This window comes from Bdellovibrio bacteriovorus, assembly GCF_001592755.1.
Taxonomy (GTDB): domain Bacteria; phylum Bdellovibrionota; class Bdellovibrionia; order Bdellovibrionales; family Bdellovibrionaceae; genus Bdellovibrio; species Bdellovibrio bacteriovorus_E.
The window spans coordinates 235542-248300 of sequence record NZ_LUKF01000001.1 but is presented as its reverse complement, the minus strand read 5'-3'; the positions used below and the strand labels follow the sequence as shown (position 1 = coordinate 248300).

At 44.5% G+C, this 12759-nt stretch carries 13 protein-coding genes and 1 other RNA gene; 5 read left to right on the top strand and 9 right to left on the bottom strand.

Annotated elements, in window-relative coordinates:
- Window position 1: 1 nt before the first annotated feature.
- A complete protein-coding gene (locus AZI85_RS01190) occupies window positions 2–886 on the top strand; it encodes a Bd3614 family nucleic acid deaminase (RefSeq protein ID WP_253720773.1) in 885 nt (294 codons plus the stop codon).
- On the opposite strand, the gene AZI85_RS01185 is transcribed toward AZI85_RS01190, so the two are convergent.
- Window positions 861–2444, bottom strand: a complete 1584-nt coding sequence (locus AZI85_RS01185; protein ID WP_063242357.1) for a PAS domain-containing hybrid sensor histidine kinase/response regulator — start codon at window positions 2442–2444, stop codon at window positions 861–863. The two genes, AZI85_RS01190 and AZI85_RS01185, sit on opposite strands and share 26 nt — an antisense overlap.
- Before the next feature lie 219 nt (window positions 2445–2663).
- On the opposite strand from AZI85_RS01185, the gene AZI85_RS01180 reads away from it, so the two are divergent.
- Complete coding sequence (locus AZI85_RS01180) at window positions 2664–3065, top strand: four-helix bundle copper-binding protein (protein ID WP_063242356.1); 402 nt, start codon at window positions 2664–2666, stop codon at window positions 3063–3065.
- Between the two features lie 60 nt (window positions 3066–3125).
- Here AZI85_RS01180 and AZI85_RS01175 read toward each other — a convergent pair whose 3' ends face one another.
- The gene (locus AZI85_RS01175; protein WP_063205360.1) at window positions 3126–3587 is read right to left on the bottom strand and encodes a fibronectin type III domain-containing protein; all 462 of its coding nucleotides are present in this window, start codon (window positions 3585–3587) and stop codon (window positions 3126–3128) included.
- Between the two features lie 98 nt (window positions 3588–3685).
- Here AZI85_RS01175 and rnpB point away from each other — a divergent pair.
- The 3 genes from rnpB to AZI85_RS01160 all read left to right on the top strand — a co-directional run bounded on the left by rnpB (window position 3686) and on the right by AZI85_RS01160 (window position 7387).
- An RNA gene (gene rnpB / locus AZI85_RS01170) (RNase P RNA component class A) lies at window positions 3686–4071 on the top strand.
- Window positions 4072–4165: 94 nt separating this feature from the next.
- Complete coding sequence (locus AZI85_RS01165; RefSeq protein WP_063242355.1) at window positions 4166–5476, top strand: alpha/beta fold hydrolase; 1311 nt, start codon at window positions 4166–4168, stop codon at window positions 5474–5476.
- Window positions 5477–5560: 84 nt separating this feature from the next.
- Window positions 5561–7387, top strand: a complete 1827-nt coding sequence (locus AZI85_RS01160; protein ID WP_063242354.1) for a M3 family oligoendopeptidase — start codon at window positions 5561–5563, stop codon at window positions 7385–7387.
- On the opposite strand, the gene AZI85_RS01155 is transcribed toward AZI85_RS01160, so the two are convergent.
- Genes AZI85_RS01155 through AZI85_RS01125 form a run of 7 tightly spaced genes read right to left on the bottom strand, consistent with a single transcriptional unit; the run spans window position 7384 to window position 12652 of the window.
- Window positions 7384–7785, bottom strand: coding sequence for a hypothetical protein (locus AZI85_RS01155; protein WP_063242353.1), 402 nt, complete (start codon window positions 7783–7785; stop codon window positions 7384–7386). The two genes, AZI85_RS01160 and AZI85_RS01155, sit on opposite strands and share 4 nt — an antisense overlap.
- Window positions 7775–9028 carry a C1 family peptidase gene (locus AZI85_RS01150; RefSeq protein ID WP_063242352.1) on the bottom strand — a complete coding sequence of 418 codons (1254 nt, stop codon included), beginning with the start codon at window positions 9026–9028 and terminating at the stop codon, window positions 7775–7777. Before AZI85_RS01150 ends, AZI85_RS01155 begins: the two co-directional genes overlap by 11 nt.
- Before the next feature lie 50 nt (window positions 9029–9078).
- Window positions 9079–9699 carry a glutathione S-transferase family protein gene (locus AZI85_RS01145; RefSeq protein ID WP_063242351.1) on the bottom strand — a complete coding sequence of 207 codons (621 nt, stop codon included), beginning with the start codon at window positions 9697–9699 and terminating at the stop codon, window positions 9079–9081.
- Between the two features lie 11 nt (window positions 9700–9710).
- Window positions 9711–10505, bottom strand: coding sequence for an ABC transporter permease (locus AZI85_RS01140; protein WP_063242350.1), 795 nt, complete (start codon window positions 10503–10505; stop codon window positions 9711–9713).
- Complete coding sequence (locus AZI85_RS01135) at window positions 10505–11263, bottom strand: ABC transporter permease (RefSeq protein WP_253720771.1); 759 nt, start codon at window positions 11261–11263, stop codon at window positions 10505–10507. Before AZI85_RS01135 ends, AZI85_RS01140 begins: the two co-directional genes overlap by 1 nt.
- A gap of 10 nt (window positions 11264–11273) precedes the next feature.
- Window positions 11274–12104: an ABC transporter ATP-binding protein gene (locus AZI85_RS01130; protein WP_063205349.1), complete on the bottom strand. Its 831-nt coding sequence runs from the start codon at window positions 12102–12104 to the stop codon at window positions 11274–11276.
- 17 nt (window positions 12105–12121) lie between these two features.
- Window positions 12122–12652: a hypothetical protein gene (locus AZI85_RS01125; protein WP_063242348.1), complete on the bottom strand. Its 531-nt coding sequence runs from the start codon at window positions 12650–12652 to the stop codon at window positions 12122–12124.
- Window positions 12653–12759 lie beyond the last annotated feature (107 nt).

Sequence of the window (12759 nt, the reverse complement as noted above, 5' to 3'; positions counted from 1 at the left end):
TGTGATTCCTGTAACGGCGGTTTTAGACAAAAATACGTCTTTATGGTACCAATTCTTTATGTTGGCGCAAAATCGGGCGGAACACCTAGCATTTTTACTTAAAAAACCCGGCTTCGAACTCGCTTTTGTCGAGCACGAAGGGTCTGTCTATTTTGCCCACTACAAAGAAAGCTCCGTTGCGCCGTCCTCTGCTGTAGTAAAACTCCTCCAAGGGCTTTTTGATCAGTTTATCGATCACAGTTTTTTTATTCTTCGTAATCGCATTTATACAACAGCTTCACTGACGGAAATGTGTCGGGGAATGATCAAAGTGGTCGCCAAAAGAGCCACCGCAGGAATTATTCCCGTCGATCACAAACTGGATGGCCCGTGGCAGTTTCGCGAAATCGGTCCAGCTGACATGGAACTATGGAATTCAATGTATAGAGTCGATTCCAAATTGGCAGAGTCCCAAAAGCTCAATAAAGGCCTTCTGTCATCGTCACAGTATCTATCGGAATTGCGCGAAACGGCTTTATCTTTGGCGAGGCAAGTTCCGCGTGGCGATGTTTTGCATGATTATGACCGAGATATTGCCGCCGTGCTGGTCGATGCTGAAGGCGCCATTTTAAGTTATGGCGTGAATTCCAACTCCAAAAATAAAACTCTGCATGCGGAAGTGAATCTGCTGCAAAATCTTTATCGCCAAAGCTCAGTAAAAATTCCGGCAAACGCCGTTCTTTATTCGACTCACAAACCCTGTAAGATGTGCGCGGGCATGATTTATCATTGGTGTGAAGACCCCGCGTCCTTGCGGGTTTATTATTCGGTGGAAGAAAAAGGCTCGCTCTCCCGAGAAACAATTCTGGATAAGCTGAGCCTTAATAAGCCATTTCCTGCTCAGTAAAAGTTTTTAAAATTGTTTTTAACAAAGTGTCTTTGCGAATAGGCTTAGATAAATGCTCGTCACAGCCTGCTTGCAAACTCTTTTGTACGTCTTCGGCAAAGGCGTTTGCTGTACAAGCGAATATCTTAGTCAGTGGACGGTGCATTTCTTTTTCCATCGCCCGAATGCGACGGGTGGCTTCATAGCCATCCATTTCTGGCATTTGCACGTCCATAAAAATAATGTCGAAGTGTTCTTTTTGTACCAATTCAACCGCTTCCACTCCGCTTTCGGCATACGAAATAGAATGAATTGTATTTTGTAAGTAAATACCAAAAAGAGCTCGATTGTCGTCAACGTCGTCGACAATAAGAATCTTCAGTCGTTCTTTCGCCAGACTGTTTCTAAGTTCATCCACTTTTCGTTTTTGCGGAAGCAGGGCGAAGTTGTTCAGTTTTTCCAGAGTCGGTTTCAAAGTCGCTGTGAAGTAAAAAACACTTCCCATGCCGACTTCGCTTTCTAGCCAAATCTGTCCCTGCATCATCTCGACAATGTTTTTTGTTATCGAAAGACCTAAGCCGGTGCCGCCATAACGACGTGTTGTCGTGGGGTCGGCCTGAGTGAACGGTTGAAAGATGTCTTTAAACTTCGAGCGAGAAATTCCAATGCCTGTGTCGGCGATACAGAAAAGCACGTTCCCTGGGCGCGATGTACGATTGCGAGTCACGCGCAAAGAGATCTCACCACCATGCGTGAACTTAATGGCATTGTTTAAAAGGTTCATCAATACCTGACGAAGGCGATCCGCATCGCCCATATAGAATGAATCGACGTCGGGATCGACTTCAATAGTCAACTTCAAGCCTTTTTCTTTAGCCCGGAAGCCTAAAACGGAAGTCAGATCATCCAAAAGTTTTTGTAAGTGAAATGGCAACATTTTTAGTTCCACTTCTCCGGCTTCTACTTTTGAAAGATCCAAGACGTCATTGATGATAGTCATCAATTGATTGTTCGCGCGTTGAAGAATCTCGACAAACGAAGCCTGTTGGTTGTCGAGTTTTGTCTCTGCCAAAGTATCTGTGATCCCAATAATAGAATTCAGTGGAGTGCGAATTTCATGGCTCATATTTGCCAAGAAAACAGACTTCGCATATGTCGCCGCTTTGGCTTTTTCTGCTGTCGATGCCAATTCCTTATTTTTCTTTTCTAAGTTTTCAGCCAGGCGTTTTTTTTCGGTGATGTCGATCACCATTTTGATGATTTTCATCACTTGGCCGTTAGGGTGACGAACTGGAGTGTAAGAGCCCTGAATCCAAACTTCTTTCTTACTTTTTGTAAGACGTTTGAACTCACCGATCTGTGTTTGCCCTTGTGCAAGTTGGTACCACATTTGTTGATAAGAAAGTTCGTGCTGCGATTTTTCGGGCAAGAACATAGAGTGGTGTTGGCCTACGATTTCTTCTAATTCGTATCCCATGATGTTCAAGTAATTACGATTTGCCCAAAGGATGAACCCCTGTGCATCGAACTCGATCACCGCGTTTGAATTTAGTAAAGCGTCATAGACTTGATTGGTCATGTGACAAGTCTACTTGGTTTGACATTGCTTAATAAAATTACAAAATCGCCTGGGAATTAAAGTTTTGTAATTTCACTTGGCGATTTCGTAAATTTCATCTGTGCGCTCGCACATGCCGAATGACAACAGACGATGGGTGTGAATGAAAACTGACAAAATCCTTCGGATTCCTTTCTTCATCTGCGTATCAGAGGGAAAATAGAAAAAAGGGAGGTCGATATGGCTATGAATCAAATCCAAGATAGCGACACGGCCAAGTGTATAAACAACTGCTTAGCCAGTGTTCGAGTATGTACCGAAACTCTTCATTATTGTTTGCAACAAAAGGGGACCGCCTTTTCCGGCAAGCATATTGCCCTTCTTCAATTCTGTGCGGATGCATGCAGTATCTCGGCTAAGTTGATGATCGCGGACTCGGAATTTCATCATCAGGCGTGCGAGCTTTCTTTTGAACTTTGTGATGCTTGTGCCATTGAGTGTGAACGCTACGAGGACGACGAGGTTTTTGCCAATTGCGCGGAAGTGTGTCGTCGCTGTGCTGAATCCTGTCGTGGCATGGCAGGCATGACCGTACGAATGCCGATGCAGGGGAGAAGCGAAGGGAATCAAGCTCGTATGTGAAAATAAAAAAGCCCTTTGCGGAACAAAGGGCTTTTTATTTTTCTAAATTTATTCGAAAAATTATTTCGCTGGAGTTGCGAACATCGAAGTCGCAAAGAAACTCTTACGGAATGTAGACCAGTTTGCATCAGCAACGGCTGCCACTCTCCAGTAATAGTGTTTACCAGCTTCCAAACCTGTGGCTTCGAAAGAAGTGCCTTTAACGTGGTATTCGTTTGCTACCAACCATTTGAAGTTTGGATCTGTCGCTAATTGCACGTGGTATTCAGAAGCGCCTTCAACAGCTTTCCATTGCAAAGCCGCTTTATCCGCTTTCACTTCAGAGAAATAAGCTGGTGAAGCGATTTGCGGAGTCGCTGGAACTTCACGTTTCGCAGGAACTGGTTGTTTCGGTGGGAACAAAGCATTCATTTTTTCAGCCAGTCCACCGTGACCGCCGCCACCATGGCCTTCTTCCGCCAAAGACGGAGACGTAAGAGCTAGAGTCAAAGCGAATGCGAATAGAGATACAGCGATCTTCATGATAAAGTCCTTTTGTAAACGATGCTTAGAAATTAAAATAAAATAGGGGCGATGAAAACCCTCTTGCGCTTTTTGCTGGGGGGTGTTAGAAAACCCCTTCGGTTTTGCGGATGATCGCTCTAGTAATACTCTAAATTGCTGAAATTAGAGAGGAAAGTCCGGACTCCAAATGGCAGCGCAAGGGGTAACGCCCCTCGACAGTAATGTCAGGAACAGTGGAACAGAAAGAATATCCAGGACTATGATCCTAAAGGCGGGAACGGGAGCCTTCTGGGGAGTCGCTGGAGTGAAAACAGCCAAACTCTGCGCGGAGCAAGATCAAATAGGGAAGCATTAGTAGGACGGCCAGTCCGTAGCTTTCGGGTAAGATCGCTTGAGGGTGTTAGTAATAGCACTCCCAGAGGAATGATCATCTACGATTATCGGGACAAATTATGGGACCTGGTGATTGGGACAGAATCCGGCTTACAGCAAAACCGTGATCCCGCCTTCCTTCTTAGGGGCACCAAATTTTAGAAAATTTCTAATTTCCGGGCCTTTCCTTGGGAAATAGAGCTTTTTCACTTAAAAAGCTCTTCATGAAATCAACGATTCTTTTAGCTCTCTTCTTTTTCGGTTTTTCTGCCCAAGCGGCTTTGACTCTTCCTACTCTGGCAAATTACGAATCCGGTCGCACTCTCTGTCAAAAGACTTACGCCAGTTTGATTGCTCATGAAAAGGGAACCTACGTCACTGTTCCTTTTGATTATTCCAACCCTGCTTTAGGGACTACAGATATTTATTCGTACTTTGTTGGTGGTGTTTACGACTCGAGTAAAGAAACACTTCTGTATTTCACTGGCGGTCCCGGATCCACAGCGCACTGGGGACTTTTCCGTCAAGCGATGCCTTACAATGTTCTGATTATGGAACAAAGAGGGATTGGTTGTTCTCGTCCAGCGACTTTGGCTCAATATTTAAATCCTGCCTTTTACTCATCTGAAAACGTCGCCCGTGACGCGGAAAGAATTCGTCAGCATTTAGGAATTTCCAAATGGACAGTGTACGGCATTTCTTATGGAACCGTTCCGGCGACAATTTATTCTTCACTTTTTCCACAAGCGACTCGCGCGACTATTTTAGAAGGTGTCGTCTTTGATGGCGAATCGGGATTGTGGGATGCGCCTCATCGCCGCAAGCTTTTACAGCGTATGTTGGGTACTTTGCCGGCGGATCTTCTTAAGAAATTAGATCAAGTTCATACACAGTATGGTGTTCCTGCGATCTGGCTTTCAAATTATGCGCGCACGCAGATGATGTATGACGATGGATTGAACAAAATCAAAGAACGTTTCTTAGGTTTTACCGACGAAAAAAAATATCAGGAGTTCATCAAAGAAATGGTCTCGATGTTTGAGCCCATCAACTACACTCCGCATGTGCTTTTTGTCTCTAATGATATTCCTTATTTTATGATTGCTTGTCAGGAGCTCGGATTGGCGCTGCCAAACATGAGCACTGCAGATGTATATAAAAACGGAGTTCTTACGCCGGTTGTGGATATCGAATCACAAGGCAACTGCCGCCAGCTTCGTGCGGCGACAAAGGCGACCTACAAAGCAGAACGTTATCCTCTTACGGTTCCAGTGACTTATTTTCAAGGTGCCGATGACAGTGCGACAGCTTCACCGCAAGCGATCAGACATTATAAAACTGTTCCCAAGGCGTCGAAACAGATTCTGATTCAAGTGCGCGGGGGCCACAATCCTAATCTGCAGTTGGTGAACATCGAAAATGTTCGCCAAACACAATTCTTCGACCTTGCTTTTAAGGGACAGAAAATTCCGAAATCCTTGGTTAAAGAGTTTAATGACAATGAAGAAGTATTTTGGGCCTTTACCAGTAATTAATGTGGACATACATAAGGAATAAGCGCAGCGCCGAAGGTATCTTCGGCGTTTTCTTTTTGAGGGGCGTGAGATACGCTTTCCTCTATGGAAAAAATGGCTTGGAATATCGAATCAGAATACCCTTCGTGTACATCTCCGGAATTTCAAACGGAGTTTACTAACTTTGCCAACAAAGTGTCGTTGCTGGAAGAACTTGTTAAGTCAGTTCAAGCGCCACTGGCGGAATCGTTAGAGGCAAAGACAGATCCGGCGGCGGCTACTTGTGAGCAGCTACAAAAAATTCTTTTGGAAAGAGACGCCGCGATCGTTCTTTCGATGAACATGGGTACTTATTTGAATTGCACACTTTCCGTGAACTCGGCAGACGATGTCGCTCAAGGAAAGTATTCTGAGCTTCAGTCCATGAACTCTCGCTTCTGGCAATCCACGATTCCGGTTAACAATTTTCTAAAACGCTGTTCAGAAACTTTCTTAAGCAAAGTTCTGGCTCATCCTGAATTACAGCCTGCGGAATTTTATTGGAAAAATGAACGAAAGAACGCTGACACACTTCTGGCTGATTCCGAAGAAGCTCTTCTAGAGGCGGTATCAAATCCGGGATTAAGAGCCTGGGGAGAACTCTACACTAAGCTCAGCGGTTCTATGCGCTGTCATCTTCAGTGGGGTGATAAAACAGAAACTGTCGGCTTGGCACAGGCGAGCTCTTTAACTCGCAACGTGGATGAAAATACGCGCAAGGTGGCATGGCAAAGCATTCAAAATGGTTGGGCAGAGCATAAGCATTCAGCGGCGTTCATTCTGAATTCGTTGGCAGGATGGCGCCATGAGGTGAATAAGAAGCGCTCTTATTCTAAGTCTGTGCATTTCCTCGATACGTCATTGCACAACAATCGTATTGAAAGAAAAACCTTGGATGCTTTGATGACTGCTTGTCATAACAATCTCAGCGAGACTCGCAAAGCTCCTTTGATGATGGCAAAATTGATGGGTAAGCAGACCTTGGATCCGTGGGATTTGTTGGCGCAAAGCCCGGTTTCGGGCGGTAAGAAAGAACGCTCTTATGATGAAGCCTTAAAGCTGATTCAAGATTCTTTCGCGCAAATTGATCCGCAAATGAGTGATTTTGTGAAGATGATGGCGGACAACCGTTGGATTGAAGGCCGAGTTCTTCCGAACAAACGCAATGGCGCTTACTGCACGGGATTTGCGAAACGTCGCGAGCCACGTGTATTTATGACGTACATGGGTTCAAACAGTGATGTTTCTACATTAGCGCACGAATTGGGCCACGCCTTCCACTCTTGGGCCATGCGTGATTTGCCAAGGTCACAAACAGGTTATCCAATGACTTTGGCCGAAACGGCCAGCATTTTCGCAGAAACAGTTTTGCACGATGTTCTGATTGAAGAAGCTCAAAGCAAAGAAGAAAAGATCGAATTTGCCTGGGGAGAAGTGGAAGGAGCGACAAGCTTCTTGATCAATATTCCGGCACGTTTTGAGTTCGAGAAAAACTTTTATGAACAGCGTTTGAAGCGCTCTTTGAATGCTGACGAGCTTTCGCAGTTGACGGACGAAGCATGGACGAAGTGGTACGGACCGACATTGACATCGAATGATAAAATGTTTTGGGCGACCAAACTGCATTTCGCAATGGCCGGAACCAGTTTTTATAACTATCCCTACACCTTTGGTTACCTGTTTGCGATGAGCATCTATGCTCGCCGTAAAGAGCTAGGCAAAGACTTCATGAAAAAATACGTCGAGATTTTGCGTGATACCGGCAGAATGACGGCGGAAGACTTAGTACAGAAACATCTTGGCGAAGACATTCGCCGTCCTGAGTTCTGGCAGAAGTCCATCGATGTTATTAATACCAAAGTAAAAGCATTTGAAAAGCTAGCGCTCGGCTAGCGTTTCTTTTGAAGATAGAATTTTAAAAGTTCGGAAGTGCTTACGAAGCTTCCATCTTTGAATTGGCAGCGATCTAGGGCAAACCATTCGTTGCCGGCTTTGAATTCCAAAAGCTCAGGTTTGCCGTCAAGCTTGCGACAGAGGTTAAAGGCGGGGTTGCTGTTTTCGTCGTGCAGTTCTGAAAACTTAAAAAACTTTCGATCGTTGAAAGCTGCGGGACACTTTAGATCCTTGCACTCTTTGGAGTAAAGCTGGGTTTTGTCAGAGTTATAACAATAGTAAGCTTTGGTCGTTGATACGACTCCGTTCGTTGTTGAACGAAAACTACCATCAACGCAGTGAAGCTCCGATTGTGCGAAAGAAGAACTCATAAGAATAAAAAGAATATTACTTAACATAGTCTAAGAATTTCCCTCTTTGCATAATGTCGTTTTTGGGAATCCAGATATTCCCTTCTTTGCACTCGTAGGCAGTATCATAACTGCAACCACGTCCCCACGAATTTCTAAGAAGATATTCGCACTGTCCTGATTTTTCATTAAAGCGACGTCCGACGATCACACTGGCATGCATCTGCGTTTTTTCAGTATCTCGACGATCCATAAGATTAGAAGCGTCGTAGCCTAATGCCACAGGATTGCTTTTATTCAGTTGTTCATCCAGATCACGAATCATCGCCTTCTTGTCAAAGATATACATATTGGATTCAGTTTCTAAATTTGCCTTGATCCGGGGATTGCAAGTTTTGTCGGCCAGATTATCAATGAAATTGCGTGACGAACTTTCTCTTAATAGCTTTTGTAGGTCCGGCATCTTCACATTAGGAAAAAGAACTTGCGACGCCTGGTGAAGTTGCACGCAATCGGCACCGGCTATACCTAGCTTTTGTCTTCCCAAAGAATCAATTTCTTTTAAGGTGTTTTTTAAGTTTGATCGAGAGTTGTCTTCGCTCGGAAAGTCCTTTTCTAAGCAGAAGCCTTTTTTGGCGGCATCGTCGATAGCGGAAGCGGTGAAGCCGCCTTGAAATTTTTCGGCCGTCGATCCAAATGTTTTTTGGATGTCACTGATAACACCGTCATTGTAAGTGACAGCCATATCCGCAGCAGAAACTTTCTTTTTTAGTCGGTACGAGACAAGATCCGCGCCCGCGAAAGCATAACACCAACCAATAGAGTCTTGGTTTCGTACCGGGCCCATTTCTTTACTCATGTCCACGCCCGTACAGGTCTTTCTTTCACGTGCTGCCGATTTAATACCTTCTTCTTTGTATCGCTTCAGAAAAGCATCGGTTTCGGCCTGACTCAAGCCAACTCTCTTTGCGTAGAGGCGATACTCTGTTTCAAACATTTCGACGCGTCCGTTTTCCGAGAAGTTTTTGATGTCGTCTTTGATTCTTGCCATCTCGGCACGGGTGGACGCAGTTTTAAGTGATTCAAGAAAATTATCTGAAACACCCATGCTGCGATTGTCGATCTTGCAAACTTGCAGATCTTTTTTGGTCATATCGATGTATCGAGAGACATCACGATAAGTATAATTCTGAACGATGAACTTCATTTGTTCGCGGACGGCTTCGCGATTGCACTCTTGAGCGTGCGAAAGACTAGACAAAAGGGTATGAATAAAGAAAAGTAAAACCATCTCCAATTACATCGGCGAAACCACCGATGTAATTGAGTATTTTTGAGGTTTTACTTAGGGAAATGGCGCATTTCTGCGACTTTCTTGAAAGCGGCTCGCTGCTGGAACTCGCCCATCCATTTTTGTACATTTGGATAAGCCTTAAGGTCATACTTAAGTCCTAATAGAATATTCGTGACTGCGCCTACGTTCACGTCCGCCACAGTGAAGCGATTGCCCACGAGATAAGTTTTCCCCTCAAGGCCGCGGTTAAGAACTTCTAAAACTCTTGGTAAAGCTTTTTTGGCGTTCTCAATGATCTGATGATTTCGGTGTTCTGCGGGAACGAAAAGCTCTTGAATCATCCAGTTCACAGCAGGCTCTTGAAAATCGATCAGACCCCAAAGGCTCCATTGTTGAATCAAAGACTCTTCTTGTAAATTTTTTGCTGCCAGCGGGCTTTCGAATTTTTTTGCAAGGTAGTTCGTGATGGCCATAGACTCCCAAAGCACGAAGTCTCCATCTACGATCACCGGAATTTTTCCGTTTGGATTGAGCTTAAGAAATGCTTCAGACTTATGCTCTTTTTCACTCATGTTTAAAGGCATTGCTTCGTAAGGAACACCCAATTCTTCAAGCATCCAATAACAACGACCGGCACTAGACATCGGAGAACCGTAAATCTTAATCATAAAAACCTTCCTTAAGAGCTTGCACTTGAATAAAAGCGCAAGGCGAATTTCCAAAACTTGTTTGAAAGATAAATTAAAATGCCGGCTAGGGCTACAACCCAGGCAAAAAGGCCTAGTTGTGGGGGCTCTAAAAGGGCGCGTGCGGGAACACTGGCAATCACGCCCACAGGCAGGGCTGTTAGAAGAACCCATTTAAACCAAGGAACATAAATGGAATCAGGACGCATCCCGAGCTTATAAATCTGATACCAGATGAATTGCAAATTTTCAGAGCGAGCAAAGATAACGGCCGTTGAAGCCATAAAAAATCTCATCGCATAAAGTGCGACCAACCCGCAGGGAATCAAAACTACAAGCCATAAAAGACGGAACCAATTAAAATCAGAAAGCTGCAAGAGACTGTAAATGAACCAAGCCAGTCCCAAACCCAGATTTCCAATCATCGCGGTCGATGCCTTTTGCAGACTGAGCATGAACTGCGAGTTCACGGGCTTTGCTAAAAGCAAATCCAAGTCGCCCTTGCGCACTTTTTCGGAAAACTGATCTAAGTTCTCCGAAAGGATGATCATATAAAGTCCGTCGACCACAAATACAATGCCCAGGAAGACACGCATCTGCTCTAAATTCCAGTCGCCAATTCGAGGCGTGTGATGGAATAAAACTTCAAATGTTATAATCTGAGCCGCATACCAGAAAATATCTGTCATGATTCGAGTCAGAAAGTTCACACGGTATTCAAGATCGGCAATGAAGCTGGTTCTAAAAAGAGCAAAGTACAAAAGAAGATATTTTTTAATATTCTTCATTAAGCACCCGTTCCCGCATAAGTTTTGATTCCCTTACGCCACATCACCATGCCAATTAAATTTACGACGACAATGCCGATCGTGACCGAGATAAATGATTGCCATACGGTCGCTATTTCTAGGCGACCCGTAATATATCCAACCGGAACATAGACTCCCGCACTGAATGGCAGAGCGATAGCCCAAGTTCTGAAGGGTTCTGGCATCAGATCTAAAGGAAAAAGTTCTCCGGTGAAAAGCCACAGAGCTAAATTCTTTGCTCCAGTTAAGGAATAGACCTTATTGAAATAAAAGGCGATGGATGCGACGACAAAGCTGATCGAGTGAACCAGGATGAGATAGTAAAACTCTAAAGCAAAGGCCATGGGAAGTCTTGAAAGCTGCGTCGGTAATTTAAAAATCATCACGACACAAAGAGGAATCAACATCGAAACAAGTGTTGTGACGAATTTGTACCCCATCAACTGCGAAAAATAGTATTCATAGAAACTCATGGGACGAACCAGCAGACTGTTGATGGTGCCCGTATCGATTTCTTGAATCATTCGGTATTCATACATCCAGCTCGTGCAAATGCGCGCAAAGAAAGCGCCCCAGAGAGCATAAGAAAGATAATACTCGCGGGTGAAACCGGCAACTTCGGCTGTGCCAGCACCGACAAAGACCGCGTACCACAAAAGCATCTCGATACCCGTGGTGATCGTCGGTTGCAAAATCGCATCCACGAAATAGTTGAGGCGATATTCAAGATTTGTCACGACCGCTAGTTTAGCGAACGCGAGATTCCGTTTCCAAAAAACGGCGGATGACATCTTCAAAATCGACCTCTTCATTTTCAGCTAACTCACTATTTGATTTTGCCACGAAATCAGGAACCGTGCCCTGATAGACGATATGCCCTTTACTAATCAGAAGAAGCTTGTCGGCAAGCTTGGCAATGTCATCCATGTAGTGGCTGGTCAGAATGACGGTCGGGCTTTTTTCTTTCACATATTCATCCAAGAATTCGCGAATCGTTTCTTGGGCCACGATATCAAGTCCTATAGTAGGCTCATCTAGAAACAACACCTGGGGCTCATGCAAAAGCGCGCCGATGATTTCCATCTTCATGCGTTCACCCAAGCTTAAACGACGTAATTGCGTGTGCAGAACGTGTGAGCACTGAAGCATATCTGCCAAGTGTTCAACGCGTTTACGTGCTTTCACTAAATCTAAATCATAAATACGAGCCAGCAATGCATAGGAATCTGCTGGGGAAATATCCCACCAGAGCTGATTTTTCTGACCTAAAAGAATGCTGATCTGACGAAGAAACTCGTTTTTACGTTCCCACGGTCGGAAACCTAAAACTTTAGCGTCGCCACTTGTCGGTGTTACCAGACCTGAAAGCATTTTTAAAAGAGTCGTCTTGCCAGCACCATTGGCGCCTACAAGGCCGACAATCTGCCCGGATTCAATCTGGATGGAAGTACTATCAAGAGCGACACGATCAATGTGCTTACGATTCACAAAGCCGCGAAGGGAATTTAGAAATCCTTCGGGCTTTTGATAAGTTTGATAGACGCGTTTTAGATTTTCAGTTTCGATTGCTATCGCCATGTTGGCGACACTATAGACTAGTCTTGGACAAAAGAAAACTCAGCGTAACGTTCTTCGTCGCTGAAGTAGGTCTGAGCGTCAGAGGAAACATAGCTTCCCTCAACAATGCGACCTTCTTGGCAGCCCTTCAAAGAATTGCGAGTGCCGTCAAAATCGCAATCGCCAGTGTACCAAGCTTTTTCAGAATACTGGATTTTGTAGCCGATCAGTTCTTGTCCTTTATAGAAAGCCATTACTTGATCCAGACGTGTGCGTCCGGAAGCGTAATAGTCTCCTTCAAGAATAGTGTCGCCCCAGATTTGCGCTTGATCTACGGCGACCTTTTTTAAAGTTTCGCGAGTTTCAGCTGAAATTTTAGTGAACTTTGCTTTTTGATCGTAAACCAGAACGCGGCTGTAAGGCCCTTCACAAGGCTCCGTACGGCAAGCATGTTCAAAATGAGCAGCCTCTTCGTAGAATTTATCTCCGTTTGGTCCCATTTGATCAGCGAATGCGGTCGTGGAAGCACACAATCCCAAAAGTGCTGACATGATTAGTTTTGAAAACATAGTGGCCTCCTTTACAAAGGAGACTATGCGCCTAAAACGAGAAAAATTTTAATACATAGACAATATGTTATTATACGAAAAATGAATCTTACCCGCTCTGGCAGCGG